Origin of the sequence: uncultured Campylobacter sp. (genome assembly GCF_938045775.1) — a bacterium.
Taxonomy (GTDB): Bacteria; Campylobacterota; Campylobacteria; order Campylobacterales; family Campylobacteraceae; genus Campylobacter_B.
In genome coordinates this window covers 1-19,776 of sequence record NZ_CALIBH010000101.1, presented here as the reverse complement: position 1 = coordinate 19,776, position 19,776 = coordinate 1, and the positions used below count along the sequence as shown (strand labels likewise).

The 19,776-nt window shown below is 45.6% G+C and carries 18 protein-coding genes; 13 read left to right on the top strand and 5 right to left on the bottom strand.

All coding sequences use genetic code 11. From position 1 onward, the window contains the following. Positions 1-302: 302 nt before the first annotated feature. From Q0238_RS03965 to Q0238_RS03955, 3 genes are all read left to right on the top strand, one after another. Positions 303-860: a rhomboid family intramembrane serine protease gene (locus Q0238_RS03965; protein ID WP_297943110.1), complete on the top strand. Its 558-nt coding sequence runs from the start codon at positions 303-305 to the stop codon at positions 858-860. A 44-nt stretch (positions 861-904) separates the two neighbouring features. Continuing rightward, positions 905-1,579: a histidine phosphatase family protein gene (locus Q0238_RS03960; protein ID WP_297943108.1), complete on the top strand. Its 675-nt coding sequence runs from the start codon at positions 905-907 to the stop codon at positions 1,577-1,579. 412 nt (positions 1,580-1,991) lie between these two features. Then, positions 1,992-2,636, top strand: coding sequence for a ferritin family protein (locus Q0238_RS03955; RefSeq protein ID WP_297943106.1), 645 nt, complete (start codon positions 1,992-1,994; stop codon positions 2,634-2,636). A 944-nt stretch (positions 2,637-3,580) separates the two neighbouring features. Here the strand turns inward: Q0238_RS03955 and Q0238_RS03950 are convergent. Together Q0238_RS03950 and Q0238_RS03945 are read right to left on the bottom strand one after the other, a co-directional pair. Further along, complete coding sequence (locus tag Q0238_RS03950; RefSeq protein ID WP_297943104.1) at positions 3,581-4,642, bottom strand: tyrosine-type recombinase/integrase; 1,062 nt, start codon at positions 4,640-4,642, stop codon at positions 3,581-3,583. After that, the gene (locus Q0238_RS03945) at positions 4,639-7,227 is read right to left on the bottom strand and encodes an AsmA-like C-terminal domain-containing protein (RefSeq protein WP_297943102.1); all 2,589 of its coding nucleotides are present in this window, start codon (positions 7,225-7,227) and stop codon (positions 4,639-4,641) included. The genes Q0238_RS03950 and Q0238_RS03945 overlap by 4 nt, the downstream gene beginning before the upstream one ends. Positions 7,228-7,357: 130 nt before the next feature. On the opposite strand from Q0238_RS03945, the gene mltG reads away from it, so the two are divergent. The 6 genes from mltG to Q0238_RS03915 all read left to right on the top strand — a co-directional run bounded on the left by mltG (position 7,358) and on the right by Q0238_RS03915 (position 12,522). Continuing rightward, positions 7,358-8,308 (top strand): endolytic transglycosylase MltG, encoded by a 951-nt coding sequence (mltG, locus tag Q0238_RS03940; protein WP_297943100.1) that lies wholly within the window; start codon positions 7,358-7,360, stop codon positions 8,306-8,308. 109 nt (positions 8,309-8,417) lie between these two features. Further along, positions 8,418-9,299 carry a malate dehydrogenase gene (locus Q0238_RS03935; protein ID WP_297943098.1) on the top strand — a complete coding sequence of 294 codons (882 nt, stop codon included), beginning with the start codon at positions 8,418-8,420 and terminating at the stop codon, positions 9,297-9,299. A 393-nt stretch (positions 9,300-9,692) separates the two neighbouring features. Next, a complete protein-coding gene (locus Q0238_RS03930) occupies positions 9,693-10,004 on the top strand; it encodes a 4Fe-4S binding protein (RefSeq protein WP_297943095.1) in 312 nt (103 codons plus the stop codon). Continuing rightward, positions 10,004-11,125, top strand: a complete 1,122-nt coding sequence (locus tag Q0238_RS03925; protein ID WP_297943093.1) for a 2-oxoglutarate synthase subunit alpha — start codon at positions 10,004-10,006, stop codon at positions 11,123-11,125. Before Q0238_RS03930 ends, Q0238_RS03925 begins: the two co-directional genes overlap by 1 nt. Then, positions 11,126-11,971 carry a 2-oxoglutarate ferredoxin oxidoreductase subunit beta gene (locus Q0238_RS03920; RefSeq protein WP_297943091.1) on the top strand — a complete coding sequence of 282 codons (846 nt, stop codon included), beginning with the start codon at positions 11,126-11,128 and terminating at the stop codon, positions 11,969-11,971. After that, positions 11,968-12,522 carry a 2-oxoacid:acceptor oxidoreductase family protein gene (locus tag Q0238_RS03915; protein ID WP_297943089.1) on the top strand — a complete coding sequence of 185 codons (555 nt, stop codon included), beginning with the start codon at positions 11,968-11,970 and terminating at the stop codon, positions 12,520-12,522. The genes Q0238_RS03920 and Q0238_RS03915 overlap by 4 nt, the downstream gene beginning before the upstream one ends. Positions 12,523-12,741: 219 nt before the next feature. On the opposite strand, the gene Q0238_RS03910 is transcribed toward Q0238_RS03915, so the two are convergent. The 3 genes from Q0238_RS03910 to Q0238_RS03900 form a co-directional block, all read right to left on the bottom strand. Then, complete coding sequence (locus Q0238_RS03910; RefSeq protein WP_297943087.1) at positions 12,742-13,242, bottom strand: hypothetical protein; 501 nt, start codon at positions 13,240-13,242, stop codon at positions 12,742-12,744. Positions 13,243-13,244: 2 nt separating this feature from the next. After that, the gene (locus Q0238_RS03905) at positions 13,245-13,754 is read right to left on the bottom strand and encodes a hypothetical protein (RefSeq protein WP_297943085.1); all 510 of its coding nucleotides are present in this window, start codon (positions 13,752-13,754) and stop codon (positions 13,245-13,247) included. Between the two features lie 281 nt (positions 13,755-14,035). After that, complete coding sequence (locus tag Q0238_RS03900) at positions 14,036-14,533, bottom strand: hypothetical protein (protein WP_297943083.1); 498 nt, start codon at positions 14,531-14,533, stop codon at positions 14,036-14,038. A 331-nt stretch (positions 14,534-14,864) separates the two neighbouring features. Here Q0238_RS03900 and sdhA point away from each other — a divergent pair, with 331 nt between their 5' ends. From sdhA to Q0238_RS03880, 4 genes are all read left to right on the top strand, one after another. Further along, the gene (sdhA, locus tag Q0238_RS03895) at positions 14,865-16,745 is read left to right on the top strand and encodes an 8-methylmenaquinol:fumarate reductase flavoprotein subunit (RefSeq protein ID WP_297943081.1); all 1,881 of its coding nucleotides are present in this window, start codon (positions 14,865-14,867) and stop codon (positions 16,743-16,745) included. Beyond that, on the top strand, positions 16,742-17,716 hold the full coding sequence (gene sdhB / locus Q0238_RS03890; RefSeq protein WP_297943079.1) for an 8-methylmenaquinol:fumarate reductase iron-sulfur subunit: 975 nt from the start codon (positions 16,742-16,744) through the stop codon (positions 17,714-17,716). Before sdhA ends, sdhB begins: the two co-directional genes overlap by 4 nt. A gap of 10 nt (positions 17,717-17,726) precedes the next feature. Next, positions 17,727-18,584 (top strand): 8-methylmenaquinol:fumarate reductase membrane anchor subunit, encoded by an 858-nt coding sequence (gene sdhE / locus Q0238_RS03885; RefSeq protein WP_297943077.1) that lies wholly within the window; start codon positions 17,727-17,729, stop codon positions 18,582-18,584. A gap of 343 nt (positions 18,585-18,927) precedes the next feature. Further along, positions 18,928-19,410, top strand: coding sequence for a flavodoxin domain-containing protein (locus Q0238_RS03880; RefSeq protein ID WP_297943075.1), 483 nt, complete (start codon positions 18,928-18,930; stop codon positions 19,408-19,410). Positions 19,411-19,776 lie beyond the last annotated feature (366 nt).

Genomic DNA, 19,776 nt, shown 5'->3' with positions numbered 1-19,776 from the left:
TTATAATTTTATATAAAATTCTGCAAAATAGCTTCATATAACTGCAATTTTATCGTTTTTAAATTTACAGTGTGTTTGCTTTTTAATTTACGTCGGATAAACTCTATGAATTCCGTAAAGTTTTAAAAAAGATTTACGATCTAAATTTTAGCGCAGCTATTTATTAAGGCGCTTGCAACTAAAACTATTGCCAAAATTTTGATACTAGCTTATCTATAATTTATCTCGAGCCTATAAAATTACACGACGCCTTTAATTTAATCAAAATTTCGCTACTATGCGTGAAAAATTTAAGGAGTTTCATGCAATCAGGCAAATTTACTCTCGCGATCATTGTGGCGAATGTCCTATTTTTCGTGATTTCATTCGCATTAGAATATTTTTTTGGCTTTAAGTCCTATCTATTTTTTGGGCTCAATCCGTATTTTTTCGAAGGAATGCCGTGGCAGCTACTAAGTTCATTTTTTATGCACGGCGGAGTGATGCATCTAGTGATGAATATGGCAGTTTTGTATCAATTCGGTGGGATTTTAGAGCGAGCGTTCGGTGGGATAAAATTTACGCTACTTTATATCGCAGGCGGGCTGCTGAGCGGCGCTTTGTGCCTGATTTATATCCGTTATGCCATGAGCATGGGAGAAATCGTCAATATCGTAGGCGCTAGCGGCGCTATTTGCGTGCTTTTAGGCGTGATTGCTTATTTTGATGAACGCAATGCGGGCGGGATTTTTATCGCGATTTTGATAATGAGCTTTGCGCCGATGTTAATGGGCGTAAATGTAGCATGGTATGCGCACATAGCGGGATTTGTGGTTGGTTATGGCTTTGGAATGATCCAGAAAAAATTTAGAATTTTGTAGAATTTAACGCTAAATTATACATAAAATTTTATGAAAGGATGCATATGAAGCGGATATATTTTATAAGACATGCCGAGGCGCAAAGTGGCAATGGAAGCGATTTTGAGCGGGCATTAAGCCATGCGGGTGAACTTTGCGCAATTAAACTCGGAGAAAAGCTGCGTAGCTTGGGACTTACGCCTGATTTAATTATTACAAGCTCGGCTATACGCGCACTCCATACGGCGCAAATTATCGCTAATGCGTTGGATGCGACAAAAAGGGTAGCGTCATTGCGAGAGTTATACGACGTAAGCTTATGGGATTTGGCAAAGTTTGTTCGCAGCTTGGATGAGAAACGATTTTTTGGGTTCAGTGTGAATGTTGAAAAATACAATGCGGTTGGTCTGAGTAGCGAAAAACATCGCGACGCAAACGCTGAAAATTCTACTTTTAAGAGCACTAAAATTCCCGCTAGCATTAGCGAAAATAATGCGATATCTTGCAACAATGTAGAAATTTCTAGCACTGATGTTATGCAAAATTTTAATGCAGCTAGCGCAGAATGCGTATTTGTCGTTGGACATAATCCGGCAATAGGCGGAATTTGCTCGCTTTTAGGCGAGAAGGAAATCGATAAATTTCCTCCTTGCTCGATTTGCGGCTTAGAATTTGACATTCATAAATTCTCAGATATTACCGATCATAGCGGCAAAATGGTAATGCTGCAGTGCCCTTAATTAAGCTTTTAACGCTTCATAATTACAATCGGGCGGCTCGTTGGCGCATTTAAAGCTACTTTTTGCCGAGCATCGTTATATACTCGTAAACAAGACTGCGCGGCAAAATTAGCAAGTTATTTTTGAGATAACTTTAAATTTTAAAAAATTTCCAATGATGTGGCTAGCCTTGAAAATCGCAGACTAAATGAGTCAAAAAACTAAATTTCATATTTTTAGATAATCGAGCGTTAGCGCTTTTGCTTGAAATTTCATTTGCTTTGGAAAATCTTAAGTTTAGATTTTCCGGACGAAAATTTCGTGCTGAAATTTTCTCAAAAACATAAATTTATTGAGAAGAATAAAATTTATTAAGTAAAATTTAATAGTAGTCGTGGTATCATTCCCTAAAAATTTTGATAGGGAATTGATAATGAGACAATACGAAACATATAGATGCGAAAAATGCGGCGCGGAGGTCGAGGTGCAAAAAGTAGGCGGCGGCGCGCTTAGCTGCTGCGGCGAGCCGATGAAATGCATCACCGAGGATCTGACGCAGGTAAATTTAATGAAGGCATTCGCAGGCGAGTCTCAGGCGCGCAACAAATATGATCTTTATGGCGATTTGGCCAAAGAGGCGGGCTTTCACGCCATTGCGCGACATTTTTACGAGGCTGCCGAAAATGAAAAATGGCACGCCAGAGCCGAGCTAAAGGCGCATCATGCAGCCGCAGGCATTCCGCTTGATAAGATGGATAAAAATCTACTCGATGCCGCCGCGGGCGAGCACTATGAACACGAGAGCATGTATCCGAGCTTCGCTAAAATCGCAACCGAAGAGGGTAAAAAAGAGGTTGCGCGCCTTTTTAACGCTATCGGCAAGGTCGAGGAGGAGCACGAGCGCGAATACAACGAGCTTCAAAAGATTCTGCTAGAAGAGGGCTTTTTCGAGAGTTTTGACGAGGAAGTTTGGGTGTGCGAGGTCTGCGGCCACGTTCATCGCGGCAAGAAAGCTCCCGGCGCCTGTCCGCTCTGCAAGGCTCCGCGCGAGTATTTCAAAAAACAAAGGCTCGTTTAATTTTGATGCTTGCGGCACGGCGTTTTTGCGATAGCTTTCGAAGCCGTCGCAAATCTCGTTTATTGTCGCGAGCCGATCGCTTAAATATTGGCTTAAAATTTTGCGCGAGATTTCGTCTTTTTGCTCCTTTTTGCCGCGGACTCCGTGGCTAGACGAAATCTCGGGCTAAATTTATTTAGCCTAAACTCCTTTTCTTATCCCCCTAAGAAATGAAATCCTGCTCGCAAGAGCGGGATTTCTGTCGTAAAATAAATCTAAAATAATCATGCTGATGATTTTATCTCTTTAAATTTTTAGTATAAATTCCTATATGATTCCTGCGCTGTTTACGAAGCAAGCTTCGCGTCGGTAAATTTCGCAGCAAACTTTGGTGGCAAATCTTTTGTGTCTTTAATTTTAAGGCGAATTCGGTGTGATGAGAATTTGAAAGCAAATCAAACTATAAAATTTCGAGGGTTTAAATTTTAAATCATAAATTCCATCCTTGCGGAATTTGCTGATAAATTTTATATCCGCTACCTCTTAATATGCCGTTTATCTTTTGCTTATAAAATCCTCGGATGAATCCCGTATCGTAAAAATTTAAATGAAATTTTGCACTAAATTTATCTGGAATTTTAGGCAAAATCACATGAGAAAATCTAAAAAGTAAATTATTCTATATTCCAAAAAGAGTAAAATTTTAGATTTTTTGTAATCAAGCTCTAAGGCTCGCGCGTTAATTTTAAATTTTGCCGAGTTAATGAGTTAAATTATAAAATGCGAAAGGCAGGATTTTGGGTTTTGTTATTCGAATATGAAAAATAAATTTTAAAATTTTCAAAATAAAATTCCAAAACTTTTGTGAAATAAATTCCATAAAAAACGATTTCAAAGCCGCTTCAAAACGAAATCCCAAAAAATCTCGCTCAAGCAAGCCTCTCGCTACCTCAAATTTTAAAATTTCACTCCTCGAATTCCTCCGCGACTTTCGCTGCAAGGCGCAGTTTGTCGCTATCGAAGTGGGTGTAGATGCGCGAAGTATTTAGGCTTGCATGCCCGAGGGCTTCTTGGACGAGCACGAGGTCCTTTTGCTTTTTATAAAGCATCGTCGCGAAGGTGTGGCGCAGCATGTGAGCGCCATTTTTTTCCTTGCGGATGCCCGCGCTCATTAAAATTTTCTCCACAATGCCGCTGACGTATGCCTGGGTAAGCGGCGCGCCGTTTTTGGTGACGAAAAGATAGCCCTCCTTGTTTGCAAAGTTCGTCTCCAGCGCGTTTAGATGCTCCTCGATCAGGTGGCGCTTGATCATTACGATGCGGTATTTGTTGCCCTTGCCGCGGATTCGGATGACGAAAAGATCGCCCTCTGGCGTGATATCTTTGCGCTTGAGATTTATCGCCTCGCCCACGCGGATACCCGTGTAGACGATGATTTTTACGATCAGGCGGTTGCGATGCGCAAAGGAGCGAAACTCGCTTAGATTTATCGCATCCAAAAACCGCCTCAGCTCCTCCTCGCTCATAAACTCAGGAAGCTTCGTGCCGCGGCTGCCGCTAACGCCGCCCCAGTGCTTAAGCTCGATGCCGAAGTTGTGCGAGGTGTCGTCCTGCTCGTTTTGGCGGTCGATGAAGCCGAAAAAATTTATCAGCGCGATTCGGTAGTTTTTTTTGCTCGCATCGCTCAGCCCGCCCGTAATGGAGGCTAAAATTTCGCTCAAAAGCTCCTCGTCGATATTTCTCATGCTTTCAAGGTTATATTCTACGATCGCTTCGTAAAATTTTTTAAGCGGATTAAAATAGGTATTGATGCCGGTAAGACCCGCATTTCGTGCGTCTTTTGCGAGCCGCTCGAGCTCTTCGATGCTTGCTACTTCGTGATTTAGCGCCAGGCTGGCGCGGCGAAACAGCGCGTCGTTTTTCAGCTCCTTATTCGATAGCGCGCTTAGCTTGTAGCGCACGAATTTTACGAGCCAAAACAGCAGCGATTTTTCAAAACTATCCTTATAATCGAGCGGGAATTTCATCTGCTCTCCTCGCTATCGCCGAAGATCACAAAAGGCAGCATTAGCGTGTTTTTGATTAGATTATACGGCGTTTTTAGCACGTCGGTCGCAACGCCGGTCGAGTAGGTAGGCTTTTTCATCGTGCCGCGAATCTCGATGATCGTGGAGATCGTGTTGTTTTCGCCCAAGATGATATGATTTAGCAGCGGGATTTTTGAGATTATCGAGCTTGCGTCTTTGAGGTATTTAAGCTCCAGATCGATATTCAGCGCACCGCTTTTCATATCCACTTCACCGTTGCCCGCGATGTCTGCGCTACTGCCGGTAAAGCTCATCGCGTTTATGTAAATTTTATCGCCGCTGCGGCGGAAGTAAATTTTGCCCCTCTGCACGCTAAAGCCGCGATCGTTGAAATCGGGCGTCTTAAACGTAAGCAGCGACGGCACCGAGTTTATAAAGCTAAGCAGCCTTTGATAGATGATGTAGTCCTTCAGATAGGTGTTTTGCACGTTTATCTCGCCGCGGTAGTTGCGCGGATCGATGCCGCTTGCTTTCAGTGTAAATACCCCTCCGTCGAAGCTCTGCGAGCCTAGGAATTGATTAAGCGCCTCGCCGCTGATGTTTTGCGCAAAAATTTGAAGCAAGCTCTTTTTAAAGATTAACTTCACGTCGCCGCGTTTAAAGCTTGCGTTTAAATTCATATTTTTACCGTCCAGCACGCCGTTAAAGTGCGTAAATTTCAGCGTCTTATTAAGATCGGATAGCACGATGGAAGAGTTTTGCCCGCTGAAATTTATCGGCGAGCGCTCCTTTGTGCCGCTATTAAACTCGCTGGTTTGCACGCTCGTATTGATCGCGACGTCCACGTCTTTTAAAGAGACGAAGTTGCCGCCTTTGTTGATTTTGAGAGAAATTTTACCGCTTCCGCTAGAGCCGTCCAGATCGCCTCCGCGCACTCTAAGCGCGAAAGAGTCGTTTTTATAATGGCTTCCGTCCTTGTTCAGCAGACCGAAATCAAAGATGAGATTGCTGCTGCTGATATCTAAGTTTGTAAAATCGCTGGTTAAAATTTTAAGATCTCCGCCGCTAATGCCCGCGTTTTTAAGCGTCTTAGAAAATGGCAAAATTCCGCTAATATCGGGCGAGCTAATCTCGATCCGCTCGCCGAAGCTCATCTTCGCGCCTAAAAATTGCGAGCTCAGCACCGGCGCTTTGCCGCTAAAATCAAGGCTTATATTATCTCGCGCGTCGCCAAATTTTAAAATTTCTTTGCCGTTCGGGGAGAGATTGAAGCTATGAATAACGCCGTTAAATTTAGCTTTGCGCGTGGCGATATCGATACTGCCGCTTGCAGTGGCGTTAAAAATTTCATTTTGCAGATTCGCGTCTTTGATGTCGATCTTTTTTTCTGTGATATGCACCCGCGCGGCCTTGGAGTGAAATTTCGCTTTGGAGATCATCAGATCGGCGTCTTTTAGTGTCACGTTCGCATCGACCTTGGCGCTTTCCTTTTCTACGTCCACGTCTATCAGCACGCGCGCATCGATCCCACCGCCTAGCGGATATACGGGCTCGTCTATGCCGTAGCTTTGCAAAATATCTACAAGGTCCTTGCCCAAGCTCTCTTTAGTTCGCAGATCCAGATATACGACCGGCCTCTCTTCAAAAAGCCCGCCGATACGTACGCCGCTTCCCTCCAGGCTTTTGCCTTTAAATTTAGGCTCATTTAGCGTGAAATTTAGAAAATCGTTTTTGAGCGTGATGTTGGCATCTTTTACCGTTACGGCTTCGATTTGCGGTTGAAATTTTATCGTAAGATCCTGCGCGTAAGCCGTGGCGCTAACATTTTCTGCGATCGGGCGCGGGTCTTTCAGATCGATTTTGGCGTGCAGATTCTCGATGTAGTAGTTTTGCGCGACCGCCTTGCCGTAGATCCACTCGTTCGCAAGAGGATTTAGCCCCGTAAGTGCGCCCAGCTCATTCATAAAATTTTTCAGACTCAAGGCCGAGGCGCGGTTTATCTCGATATTCAGCTGTGAGCCGATATTGTGCACGTCAAGCTCGCCCGCGATCTCGTGCGAAGCGAAGGTGCCGTTAAAATCATACGTATCGGCTTTGAAATTTGCCCGTGCCGTGCCGTGCAGAGTGAGATTAAAATCATTTAGCTCAAGCTCGATTGGATCAAAGCTAAGTCCGTTTGCGCCAGGCGTGATCTTTGAGCTTAGCCTAAAAAACCGCGTGTCGGCGTAAAAAACGTCGCTTTTGTATTTTAGCTTTAGACTTTCGCCCTTGATCTTCAAATTTTGCACGTCGATCTCTTCAAAAAAGGAGTTGATGAGCGAGATTTTTTTGCTAAATTCCAAAATTTTCTCGCTTTGCGTGCGCAGATCGGTGGAATTTTGCTCTAAATTTTGTGTATTATTTTGCGTAATTTCAAGATTTTTGATACGCAGCACGAGACCTTTATTTAGCTTGAGATAAAACCCCTCAAGCTTTGCAAAGCCCACGTCCAGCTGCGAAATCGCAATACCGTGCTTTAGGCCTACCGCACAGATTATAAAAAGTATGGTTATGCACAAAAAAAATCTAGCCAAAGTTCTAAACATCGTCGCCTCATCAAAAAACTCCGCCCCAAAACCAAATCGGGCGTGCCGAAAAACTGCGCTTATAATATGAAATTTATTCAAAATTTTGGCTTATTTGCCTATAATTTCAGCTAAATTTTGAAAGGAATGCATGAAATTCTTTATAAAGCTCATCAAAGCGGCGTGCATTTGTATCGAGCTTGCGGCTATCGTCCTTTTAGCCGTGGGCTTTGATCTACACGAGCGCGTCGGCAACGCGACAACCGTGCAGATAGGTCAGGGCAGCTCAACGAAAATTTTATCGCAACTCTCAAAGAACTATCCAAAATTTAGCAAATTCGACGCGAGGCTACTTTCTTTTTACGGCGGCGCAAAAACCGGCGAGCTGGAGCTTAGCGGCGAAAATTTGCCCAAATATCAGTTTTTGTATGAGCTAAGCGTCGCAAAGCCCGTGATGAACGAAATTAAGCTGATCCCGGGCGAGACTACGATCGTGTTTTTAAAACAGCTTGCGAAAGATCGCGGGCTAAGCTTTAGCGAGCTTGAGCGCGAATACAACGCCACGGCGCCGTTTTACGAGGGCTTTTTGGTGCCTGAAACCTACAAAATTAGCAAAAACGAAAGCGAAAAAAATATCATCGACCACCTCATCTCAAGCGCGCAAAAATTCCACGAAGGATTGTCGCGCGAGCTTAGCGGCGATTACAACGCCACGGCGTGGAAGCAGGTGCTGATCAAGGCCTCGGTCATTCAAAAAGAGGCCGCAAACGCAGATGAAATGCCCCTCGTAGCCTCCGTCATCAACAACCGCTTAGCTAAAAATATGCGCCTTCAGATGGACGGCACGCTGAATTACGGCGAGTTTTCGCACGTCAAGATCACTCCGCAGCGCATCCGCACCGACACCAGCCACTACAATACCTACCTCAACGACGGACTTCCGAAAGAGCCCGTGTGCGTAGTCTCTCGCGATGCGATACGCGCCGTTTTCGCGCCCGCAAAGAGCGAGTATCTGTATTTTATGCGAAATAAAAAAACGGGGCTTCACGATTTTGCGCGCACGCAAGCCGAGCACGAGCGCAATGTAAAGGCGCAGAGGTAAAATTTAAGGTCGTTTCGGCATTAAATTTAAAAAACGAGATTTCGTCTTTAAATTTTAAAATTTAAGCTCCGCAATTATAAAAATGCGGACCGATATTTGGGAGATAACAATGAAAATAGCGATATTCGGCGCCGGAAACATCGGCGCAGTGGTAGCGAACGATCTTATCGTAAGCGATTCTTTGAGCCAAAAGATAGATAGCATTGCGCTTGTGGATGCTGTAGAGCGGATCGCGCGCGGCAAGGCTTTAGATCTTGCCCATACCGCGGCGGTTTATGAGCGCGACCTACGTATAAGCGGCAGTACGGAGCCTAGCGATATAGCGGACGCAGGCATCGTCGTGATCACGGCGGGGCACGCAAGAAAGGCGGGGCAGAGCAGGGAGGAGCTGTTTGGCGTAAACGCCGCCATCGTCGCGCAATGCGCGCGAGATGCCGCAAAATACGCGCCTGGCTCCATTATCGTCGTCGTTACCAATCCGCTTGATATGATGGTCTATGCGGCGCTGCAGGCTAGCGGGTTTGCAAAGGAGCGCGTCATCGGCATGGCGGGCGAGCTAGACGGCGCGCGGCTTAAATTTGAACTTGCGCGAGCGAGCGGCAAGGAAATTTCATCGATGAGAAGCGCGATCGTGGGCCCGCATAGCGAAGAGATGATCGCGCTTAAAAACGAGTTGGGATTTGAAATTTCGGATGAAATTTTCGGGCGCGCGGTGCAAAATACCAAATGCGCCGGCGCGCAGATCGGCGAGCTACTGGGCACGTCGGCGTATTTGGCGCCTGCTGCGGGGATCGTAAAGATCATAAAATACATCCTTTTTGATGCTTGCGGCACGCTCGCCTGCTGCGTCGCGGATAGATCGGGGGTGCCTTTGGGGCGCTTCGTAAGCGTCGGTAAAATGGGCGCGATAGAGAGAAATTTCGCCTACTCGGGCGAGTTTTACGAGCAGCTTGAACGGATGCGAGCAAGCGTAGCGGGGCTGAAGTTTTAGTGGATATAGAGCGAATTCGACGCGACGCGGAATTTACAGAGCTAAAATTTTAAAGCGCAGAATCCTTGTGATAGAATTTGCAGCATCAAATTTCACTTTGGCAAGAAATTTAAGCTCGCGGAATTTTGTAGCGTAAAATTTAATTCACTGCGGAATTTTAAAATTTGCACAATTTTGCCCGCTGTAAAATTTTATAGATTAAAATTTTACTTTGGCTCAGAATTTTGCGTGACGTAAAATTTTTAAAAGCCACAAAATTTTAAAATTTAAACTCTGCAAAATTTAAAAACGAGAGGAAATTAATGCGATCAAAACAGACTCGCGCCGTAAAATTTCAAATTTTAAATCGCGAAGCGGGATTTAGTGCGGATTTTGATAAATTAAGGAGAAAATATGAGCGAAAATGAGAGCCAGCGCGCCGTCTGGACGGATGAGGGCCGCTGTAAGGCGTGCAACATCTGCGTAAGCGTCTGTCCTAGCGGCGCGATCGCGATGAGACAGGACGAGGGCGCCGTGCAGGGCATGATGATCGACGTGGTGGATGAGGGCGCCTGTATCGGCTGTAGGGAGTGCGAGTTGCACTGCCCTGATTTTGCGATTTTCGTTGCGCCCAAGGGCTTTAAATTCGCTCGTCTAAGCTCGCAGGCTAGAGAGATGGCTGAAAAAATCAAAAACAATAATTTTATGAAACCCAAGGACGCATAATGAGAGAGGTAATTTCCACAGGCAACGCCTTAATTGCGCGTGCGGCGATTGATTGCGGCTGTAATTTTTTCGGCGGCTATCCGATCACGCCGAGCAGCGAGATCGCGCACGAGATGAGTCGCTTGCTACCTAAGGTCGGAGGCAAATTTATTCAGATGGAGGATGAAATTTCGGGCATTTCTGTAGCTTTAGGCGCATCGATGAGCGGTGCAAAGGCGATGACGGCAAGCTCCGGTCCTGGAATTTCGCTAAAATCAGAGCAGATTGGACTTGGCTTTATCGCTGAAATTCCTCTTTTAATCGTAAATGTTATGCGCGGAGGTCCTAGCACTGGGCTTCCTACGCGAGTGGCGCAGGGCGATATTTTGCAAGCTCGCAACCCCACTCACGGCGATTTTCAAAGCATCGCGCTGTGCCCGGGCTCACTAAAGGAGGCTTATACGCAAACCGTGCGCGCCTTCAATTTAGCCGAGCGGTTTATGACGCCGGTATTTTTGCTACTTGATGAGACGCTTGGGCATATGCAAGCAAAGGCGGTGCTCCCTGAAATTTCGGATCTAAAAATCGAGCGCAGGGCGGAATTTAAAGGTGGTCCGAAAGATTATGAGCCCTACGACGCTGCACCCGATAAGCCTGCGGTGCTAAATCCATTTTTTAGGGGATATCACTATCACATAACGGGGCTGCATCACGGCGCGAAGGGCTTTCCGACCGAAAATGAGCAGATCGTGGATCGCTCTATAAAAAGGCTTTTTAATAAAATTTTGACGCATGAAGATGAGATCGTACAATATGAGGAATTTATGCTAGATGACGCTGATGCTTGCATCATCGCCTACGGCAGCGTTAGCTTAGCAGCAAAAGACGCGATTTTAAAGCTACGAGGGCAAGGCGTGCGTGTGGGACTTTTCCGCCCGATCACGCTGTGGCCAAGCCCAGCGCGCAAGCTAAGGGAGCTAGGGGAGAGATTTAATAAAATTTTAATCGCCGAGCTAAATTTAGGGCAGTATCTGCTAGAGGTGCAGCGCGCTTGTTTGAGGGATGATTTTAAGACGCTTCTTAAGGCAAACGGCAGACCGATCAGCCCTAGCGAGATTATCGAGAAAGTAAAGGAGCTTTAAATGGCGTTTGATTACGACAAATATCTAAGAACGGACAAGATGCCTACACTTTGGTGCTGGGGCTGCGGCGACGGAGTGATCTTAAAAGCGATCATCCGCGCGATTGACCGCATAGGCTGGAGTATGGACGATGTGTGCGTGGTAAGCGGTATCGGCTGTAGTGGCAGGATGTCTAGTTACATAGACTGCAATACCGTCCATACGACGCACGGACGTGCGATAGCTTATGCTACGGGTATCAAGCTTGCAAATCCCGATAAGCACGTAATTGTAGTTACTGGCGATGGCGACGGGCTTGCGATAGGAGGCAATCACACGATTCATGGATGCCGCCGCAATATCGATCTAAATCATATCTTAGTAAACAATTTCATCTACGGGCTTACGAACTCGCAGACGAGTCCTACGACGCCGCGCGGGTTTTGGACGGTTACGGCACAATACGGCAATGTCGATCCCAGCTTTGATGCAGCAAAGCTTGCGATTGCTGCCGGAGCAACTTTTGTCGGACGCGAGAGCGTGACAAATCCCGAAAAAATCGAGCGACTTTTGGCCAAGGGCTTTGAGCACGAGGGTTATAGTTTTTTTGATATTTTTAGCAACTGCCACGTAAATTTGGGTCGTAAAAATAAAATGAGCGAGGCAGTGCAAATGCTAAAGTGGCTTGATTCGCGCACGATTTCTAAAGTAAAATTTGACGCTCTTAGCGAGGATGAGCGAGCAGGGCTATTTCCGCTTGGAGTTTTACACGAAGATAATGGGCGCACCGAATACACAAAGGCGTATCAAAAGGTGATAGACGCGGCACAAAGCGGCGAAGCGATAAATTTTGAAGGACTAAGATGAATCAATTAAGATTTGTGGGAGCGGGCGGTCAAGGAGTGATCTTAGCAGGTGAAATTCTAGCTGCGGCAAAGATCGCACACGGCGGCTATGGAATCAAGGCATCTACGTATACCTCTCAGGTACGTGGCGGACCTACGAAAGTGGATATTATCTTAAGCGATGAAGAAATTCTATATCCTTACGCGAGCGAGGGCGAGATCGATTTCATGCTCGCAACGGCGCAGAGTAGCTACGATGCTTTCAAAAATGGCGTGAAAAAAGACGGCGTTATCGTAATCGAGCCGAATTTAGTAGCGCCGAGCGATGAGGATAGGGCAAGCTTTAAAATTTATGAAATTCCAATCATCACCATCGCAAAATACGAAGTTGGAAATGTCATCACTCAAAGTGTCGTGGCTCTAGCGATCGCAGTAGAGCTTAGCCGCTGTATGGACTCAGGGCTCGTAAAAGAGCAAATGCTCCGCTCTGTGCCTGAAAAGACCCGCGCGCTAAATGAAAAGGCGTATGATTTGGGGATAAAATATGCAAGAGAGGTTTTAGGGGAAATTTAAAAGGCTCGAATAAATTTATGATTAAAAAATTGCAAAAGTAAAATTTAAAAATTTTTATAGGTAAGATATAAAGTTTCTAGATTAGAATTTCAAAATTATATAGCCAGCTACTTACATTATTTTTTGATGGGTTGTACTAATTCAAATTGTCCGCCGCGACCTTTTATCTTTTCAAACTTTATAAAATTATTGCCGTTTTTTTATCCTGTTAAATTAATCTTATTCCAAAAGTTCTTTAGCTTTTTTCACCGGATTGCATTCATCGTCATTTAAACACGGCTTTAAACCATAGCTCATCTTACAAGCCAATTTTTTCTTCGAAGGCTCTATCGTTGCATCGCATACCTTTTTTAGATTTGCAAGTGCTCTTTTTATATTGCCCGTATAGTACAAATCGTGCATTCCTGCGTTTAGGCAAAAATTTAATAATTCGGCATCGCAGGCTTTGTTTAACGCTTTTGTTGCGTCTTCCTCTCTGCGCAAATATATTAATAAAATTCCCAATGCACCGCAGCTTTCAAAATTTTTTTCGTCGCATTTTGCCGATAAAGTATCTTTTAATATCGAGCAAGCTTCATAATCGCCTTTGTTCCAATCGCATTTATCCGCTGAATTCTTTAGGTTTGTATCGTTTATTGCAGCAGAAATATCAATGTCTATATCGTTTTTTGCTAGCAAGGGCATAGATAAAAGCAATGCTAATGACAAAATTTTTCTCATGGTTATAGTCCTTTGATAATTTCTTTGGCTTTCATTAGCGGATCGCACTTTGCATCTTTAGAGCAGTCTTCAATCTCTTTCCTTATGCTGCAAGCAAGCTTTTCGTCCTCTGAAATTCCCTGTTTGCAAATTTTGTCAAAAACCTTAGCGGCTCTTTCAAGATTTCCCGTAAAAAGTATATCGCTAATGGCAAGATAGGAGCAGTAAGACATGATGTTCGCTTCACATGCCTTGATCAAAGGAGCGGATGAGAATTCATATTGACCCAAATCCGTAAATATTATTCCGACAGCCCCGCAGCTTTCATAATCTCCGCCGTCGCATTTATTAGATAAAATTTCGACTAGTTTCGTGCATGCGCTGTATTTTCCGTTGCCGTTATCGCAAGAGATCGCTAAATCTTTTTCCTCTTGGGTTTGTAAATGATCTACGCTTACTTTTGCCGCAGCGGGGATCGCTGCAAATGCTATTATAAACGCAAGTGCTGAAATTTTAAGATAGAATTTTTTCATCGCCGCTCCATGTTTTTAAGCGGCGATTATATATTAAAGTATTTTAGCGGGCTCTTAAAATTTCGCAGAGTTAAAATTTAGATCGCCCGCAAATTTTAGCGACACTATTTTCAAAAGCCGCGCCGCTTTAAAATTTAAAACATCGCTTTAAATTTTTTAGTGCCACGATTAAATTTCAAATGCCGCTTGACGGCTGAGTAAAATTCGCGACGCACGGAGATGAAATTTTAAAATTTCACCGCAAGCTTTGGGCGGCTTTAAATTTAACATACCGAGTTCTGTTAACATCCCGAGTTCGGCTGCACCCGCGTTTCGCTGCCCGTGTGGATCAGCAGAGCTTTGCCGCGTCTAAATCTGCATGGCGGATCGGCTTGCACGGATGAGTATTCCTTGCCGTTTAGCTTGTAGATGATATTGGAGCCTTGCACCGTCTTTTGGGAGTTTTGGATCGCATCTCCGGCGACCGCGCCTACTACTGCGCCGCCCACGAGCCCCACGGTTTCGGCTAAGCGCCTGCTGCTGCTATGTTTGCCGAGCTTATGCCCGATGACCGCACCCGTAGTTCCGCCCGCGACGCCACCTAAAATTTTACCCGTATTGCCCTCGGAGCGCTCTACGTTTATTTTGGTGGGCAGGACATCGACGATCTCGATCCGATCGCTTTGCCTCATACGGTTCGTCTCGCTCGCGTCATAAACATCTCCGCCGTATCGATCCTGCGGGGTCGCGCAGCCACAAAGTGCGATCGCGGCGATCAAACATAATGTGAAATTTCGCATAATATCCTCCTTAAAATGGATTTACCGCTATTATACAGCGTGAGATTATACCGACGGTTATCGCGCGGCGGTATTATCAAAATGATACGATAATTCAAAATTTTACGAAATTATATAAAATCAAATATCAAATTGAAATCACGTTAAAATCGTATCTTATAAAGCAAAATATACAAAAATCATCTGCTTTAGCTTAAAGATAAAATTAGCTCTTTTTACTAAATAATATTTAAGAATTTCAATATTCTTAAAGAATTGATAATATATAATTTCCTTGAATTTAAGAATTCTGTTTTGGCTCCGCCATTCAACGAAATTTCAAGGAAGTACAATGAGCGAATCAAATTTCAACAGACGCGATTTCTTAAAATCCGCCTGTATCAGCGTCGGCGCGCTTAGCCTTAGCGGCTGTGTGGATACAGACAAGAGTAAAAGCGCAGACGGCGGCAACGAAGGCGGCCTTCCTAGTGTGGACGTACTCGTTATCGGCTCGGGAGGCGCGGGTTTGCGCGCAGCCGTGGCGGTAAGAAAGAGTAATCCAAATCTCAGCGTCGTCGTAGCTACGAAGATGATGCCTTCGCGCAACGCCACCTGTATGGCGGAAGGCGGTATTAACGGCGTTACGAGTTTCAGTGGCGGCGATTCATACAAGCTTCACGCCTACGACACCGTAAAGGGCGGCGCATATCTCGTAGATCAGGACGCCGCGATTAAATTTTGTGAGCTTGCGGGCCCTACGATTGCCGAGATGGATTATATCGGCACGCTGTTTTCCAGAAACGCTAGCGGCGGCGTGGACGGCAAAGAAAGTGGCGTTCCGGGCGGCGTAGCGCAGCGCTTCATGGGCGGCGCGTCTAAAAAGCGATGCAACTACTCCGCCGATAAGACGGGTCATATCTTGATGCACGCCTGTTTTGACGATGCGGTCAGCAACGGCGTGAAATTTCTAATCGATCACGAGCTGCTTGAGATCAGCGCGCCTGAGGGCAAATGCGAGGGCGTCGTGCTTCGAAATATCCAAACCGGCGATTTTTATCCCGTACTTTGCAAAGCCTTGGTAATCGCTACGGGCGGATATACGAGGATGTTTTACAACCGCACCTCGGTGCCTTATATCGCCACCGGTGACGGTATCGCGGCGGCACTGCGCGCAGGTCTTGGATTTAGCGATCCGGAGATGGTGCAGTTTCATCCCACAGGCATCAAAAGCGGCGGCGCGCTCATTACCGAAGCTGCGCGAGGCGAGGGCGGATATCTGCTCAACAACAAAGGCGAGCGCTTTATGAAAAACTACCACGAAAAGATGGAGCTTGCGCCGCGCGACGTTGTAGCTCGCGCGATCGAAACCGAGATTCGCGAGGGTAGGGGCTACGGCGAGGGGCTCGGCGCATACGTGCTGCTTGACGTAAGACATCTCGGAAAAGATAAAATTTTAAAAGCCCTTCCTAAGATTAGACACACCGCCATTTTGTTTGAGGGCATCGATCTGATCGAGGAGCCGATTCCGATTCGTCCTACCGCTCACTACTCGATGGGCGGCATCGAAGTCACAAAATTTGACGATATGAGCACTAAAATTTCGGGGCTTTATACCGCGGGCGAGGCGTCTTGTATCTCGATTCACGGCGCAAACCGCTTAGGCGGAAATTCTTTAACCGATGCCGTCGTAACGGGTAAGCTCGCAGGACTCGGCGCAGCGGATTATGCCGCGAAGCAGGAAGGCTTCGGCTCAGGCAAAAGAGCGAGCGAGCTGGCGCAAAAATGGCAGGCTAAATTTAAGCAGATCGCAAACGGCTCGGGCAAGGCAAACGAGATGTATGAGTTGCGCGAAGAGCTAGGCGCGCAGCTTTGGGACAATATGGGCATCTTTAGAACCGGCGAGAAGCTCGATCTGCTTTCGCAAAATTTAGAGGGCATTAAAGCGCGCTACGACGAACTGCATGTTGCGGATACAAATCCGGTTATGAATACCGCATTTACCGACTACGTCGAGCTTGGAAATTTGATCCTGCTTGCGCGCTGTGCGTGTTTGGCTGCGCAAAAGAGGCTGGAAAGCCGCGGCGCGCATACCAGAGAGGACTATCCGAAGCGCGACGATAAAAATTTCTTAAAGCACAGTATCGTGACGATGAACGACGCAGGAGAGCTAAGCTTGGGCTACAAAGAGGTCGTCGTTACGGAATTCTCTCTTGACGGAAGGAAACCTCAATGAAATTTATCATAGACCGCTTCGACGGAAGCAAAAATTATAAGCAAGCCTACGAATTAAGTTTGGAGCAGATCAAAGGAAAGACCCTGCTTGGAGTTTTGCAATTTATTAAGCAAAATTTAGACATCACTTTAAATTTTACCGCAGCGTGCCGTATGGCGATATGCGGAGCCTGTGCCGTGAGGGTAAACGGGCACTCATATCTCGCCTGCGATACCAAGATGGAGGCTTTGCTTGCGGAGTATGAAAATCCTGATAGCTTTACGATCTCGCCGCTAAATAATTTCCGAGTGATTTCGGATCTAGTGGTGGATTGGGAGCCTAGTATCGAAAATTTAAGAAAGATCAAACCAACCATTACGCCTAAGAAAGAATTTAGTGCCGAAAAGGGCTGTAAACAAAGCCCGGAGCAGATGGAACGCGTAAAAAAGCAGTGGGATTGTATTCTTTGTGGATGTTGCGCTAGCGAATGCAATAAACTTGGAGCTGATGCGAGCGATTATATGCAACCCTTTGTTTTCACGCATGCTAACCGCGCCGCGTTTGATTCAAGAAGCAGGGACGCTATGCCTCATCTAAAGCCTGCGGTGCTAAACGGATTATGGCTATGCGTGCACTGCCAAGAGTGCGCCGATCGCTGTCCTAAAGGAATAAGCGCTCAAAGCGATATCACCGCACTTCGCGCTCTAGCGATGAAAAAGGGCTTAACCGCAGGAAGCGGTCCAGCTCATGCCGAGGCGTTCCTACTAGATATCGTAGAGGGAAGCGGAAGGTTAAACGAGATCAAGCTTGCTCTAAGAAGCGAAGGCGTATTTGCAAATATGGGCAAGATGGACGTAGCGGCAAATTTAATGGCTGCGGGCAAGATGAATCCTCTTCATGCTTTCGGCGAAGAGGAGATTGAAGGACATGCAGGGCTCGTTAAGATGATAGAGGCCGCACGCAAAGCTCAAGCTAGCGGCGAGATAGAATAAGGAGGAGAGGATGAATAACGAATTTGCATTTTTCCCGGGTTGCGTTTTGAGTCAAGCCGCAAAGGAATCTAAAATTTCACTTGAAGCGATCGCTCCGGTGCTGGGTATTAAACTTCATGAGATAAAAGGCTGGAGCTGCTGCGGGGCTAGTCAAGCTCAATGCGTCGATCCTATGGCGAGCCTAGTAGCTAATGCTAGAAACATCGCGCTAGCCGAGGGTATGAATATGCCTCTGCTAACTACCTGCTCTACCTGTATGCTAACTCTAACCAAGGCTAAACTTACTTTAGATAAGGGAGCGAAAAACTATATAAATACCTTTTTAAAAGAGGGCGGTATGCAGTATCAGGGAAGTACCGAGATAACGAGCTTGCTTTGGGTGCTATATCAAAGCTTAGACACGTTAAAAGCTAAAGTCACGAGGCCGCTAACAAATTTAAAGGTAGCGCTATTTTACGGCTGCCACTCATTAAGACCGGAGCGCGAGCTTAAAAAAGAAAGCTCAACCAATCCTAAAAGCTTTGAAGCGGTAGTTAGCGCACTTGGCGCTCAGATAGTGCCTTTTGAAAAACGCCTTGATTGCTGCGGCTTTCACGCTAGCTATCCTGCGGTAAAATCGGTATCTAAAATGTCAAGCGAGATCGTAAATGACGCTGCCGAGCACGGAGCGGACGTCGTAGTTACTCCTTGTCCGCTATGCCAGATGCAGCTAGATATCTATCAGGAGCGATACCAAGAAGCGACGAATTCTAAAGCAAGAAAGCCGATCATCCACCTATCCCAGCTGGTAGGCCTTGCTCTTGGGCTAAGCAATGAGCAGCTTGGACTAAACATCAATATCCAAGATGCAACGAGATTGGTAAGCTGATCTTTGAAAATTTTCTAAAGATTTAACGGATGATTTTGCAAAAATATTTCGCTGCGGCGCACAAACAGTGCGCCTGCTAGTATCGCACAAAATCATCCAACCTACGCCTGCTTTATCTTGAACTGCTTTTCGCCGCTATAAAATTCTTGGATAAAATTTCACTGCTTCGTAAATTTTAATGCTTCATAAAATTTAATGCTTCGCCCATCGTATTATTCAATACTTTATAAAATTTAATGCTTTTTCTGTCGTAATTTAAAGTTTTACCCGCCGAGCAAAATCTATTTTAACCGAGATTTTATCTTATTTAGTTAGAATTGTTATTGTTTTTAAAGGAGAGAAAATGAAAAAACTATTAGTTTACGCCACCAAAGGCGGCGATACGAAGGTCGTGAGCGAATACATCGCTTCAAAGCTCGGCTTTGAGATCAAGGAGGCCAAAGAGCTTGGCGAGGAGGATTTAGCGGGAGCCGGCGCGTTTATTTTTGCGGCTTCGACGCACGGCGACGGACAGATCCAGGCTAAATTTGACGACAAATTGGAGCTTTTGAATAAAACTGATTTTGACGGACGCAAGGTCGCGCTCATAGGCGTTGGCAACGTCGAGCGCCACGGCAGCGATTTTTGCAGCGGTATGAGTGCGTTTTTGCCAGTGCTTAAAAAGGCCGATCTCATCGGCGCTTGGGGCGCAGAGGGATATAAATTTAAACATTCGCGCGCCTTCATAAACGGCAAATTTGTAGGTCTTACGATCGATTTTAAAGGCGATGACCACTGGCAGGCGAGGGCTGATAAATGGATCGCCGCAGTTGGAGGCGAGTTTTAGATATTGCAGCTTTTGTGCGGCCGAGCGAGATTTGGGCCCATAAAGCCTAAATCTCGTTAAATTCCTCATTAAATTTCACGCTCCGCTTGAAAGCGGAGCCTCCTCGTCAAAATTTTAAAATTTTTAATTCAAAAAGTAGCGATATTTTACAAGTCGTACCGCTTAAAATCGCGCAGATAAGCTAAAATTGCATACGCCCAAGCTTCAATTTTGCTCGCGCGGCGATCAATTTAATGCGATCGATTTATAAAATCACCGCCCGAACCTCAAATATCAGCGCCGCATTAGAAAAGTTATTTTATAATAACCGTATATCAAAATTTAAGGCGATCTATGAAAAGGCTTCTAATTTTCGTCGTTTTTGCG

Bases quoted from the DNA above. Each gene is read 5' to 3' on its own strand.
- Q0238_RS03965 (WP_297943110.1), top strand. From the start codon at position 303: ATGCAATCAGGCAAATTTACTCTCGCGATCATTGTGGCGAATGTCCTA.
- Q0238_RS03960 (WP_297943108.1), top strand. From the start codon at position 905: ATGAAGCGGATATATTTTATAAGACATGCCGAGGCGCAAAGTGGCAAT.
- Q0238_RS03955 (WP_297943106.1), top strand. From the start codon at position 1,992: ATGAGACAATACGAAACATATAGATGCGAAAAATGCGGCGCGGAGGTC.
- Q0238_RS03950 (WP_297943104.1), bottom strand. From the start codon at position 4,642: ATGAAATTCCCGCTCGATTATAAGGATAGTTTTGAAAAATCGCTGCTG.
- Q0238_RS03945 (WP_297943102.1), bottom strand. From the start codon at position 7,227: ATGTTTAGAACTTTGGCTAGATTTTTTTTGTGCATAACCATACTTTTT.
- mltG (WP_297943100.1), top strand. From the start codon at position 7,358: ATGAAATTCTTTATAAAGCTCATCAAAGCGGCGTGCATTTGTATCGAG.
- Q0238_RS03935 (WP_297943098.1), top strand. From the start codon at position 8,418: ATGAAAATAGCGATATTCGGCGCCGGAAACATCGGCGCAGTGGTAGCG.
- Q0238_RS03930 (WP_297943095.1), top strand. From the start codon at position 9,693: ATGAGCGAAAATGAGAGCCAGCGCGCCGTCTGGACGGATGAGGGCCGC.
- Q0238_RS03925 (WP_297943093.1), top strand. From the start codon at position 10,004: ATGAGAGAGGTAATTTCCACAGGCAACGCCTTAATTGCGCGTGCGGCG.
- Q0238_RS03920 (WP_297943091.1), top strand. From the start codon at position 11,126: ATGGCGTTTGATTACGACAAATATCTAAGAACGGACAAGATGCCTACA.
- Q0238_RS03915 (WP_297943089.1), top strand. From the start codon at position 11,968: ATGAATCAATTAAGATTTGTGGGAGCGGGCGGTCAAGGAGTGATCTTA.
- Q0238_RS03910 (WP_297943087.1), bottom strand. From the start codon at position 13,242: ATGAGAAAAATTTTGTCATTAGCATTGCTTTTATCTATGCCCTTGCTA.
- Q0238_RS03905 (WP_297943085.1), bottom strand. From the start codon at position 13,754: ATGAAAAAATTCTATCTTAAAATTTCAGCACTTGCGTTTATAATAGCA.
- Q0238_RS03900 (WP_297943083.1), bottom strand. From the start codon at position 14,533: ATGCGAAATTTCACATTATGTTTGATCGCCGCGATCGCACTTTGTGGC.
- sdhA (WP_297943081.1), top strand. From the start codon at position 14,865: ATGAGCGAATCAAATTTCAACAGACGCGATTTCTTAAAATCCGCCTGT.
- sdhB (WP_297943079.1), top strand. From the start codon at position 16,742: ATGAAATTTATCATAGACCGCTTCGACGGAAGCAAAAATTATAAGCAA.
- sdhE (WP_297943077.1), top strand. From the start codon at position 17,727: ATGAATAACGAATTTGCATTTTTCCCGGGTTGCGTTTTGAGTCAAGCC.
- Q0238_RS03880 (WP_297943075.1), top strand. From the start codon at position 18,928: ATGAAAAAACTATTAGTTTACGCCACCAAAGGCGGCGATACGAAGGTC.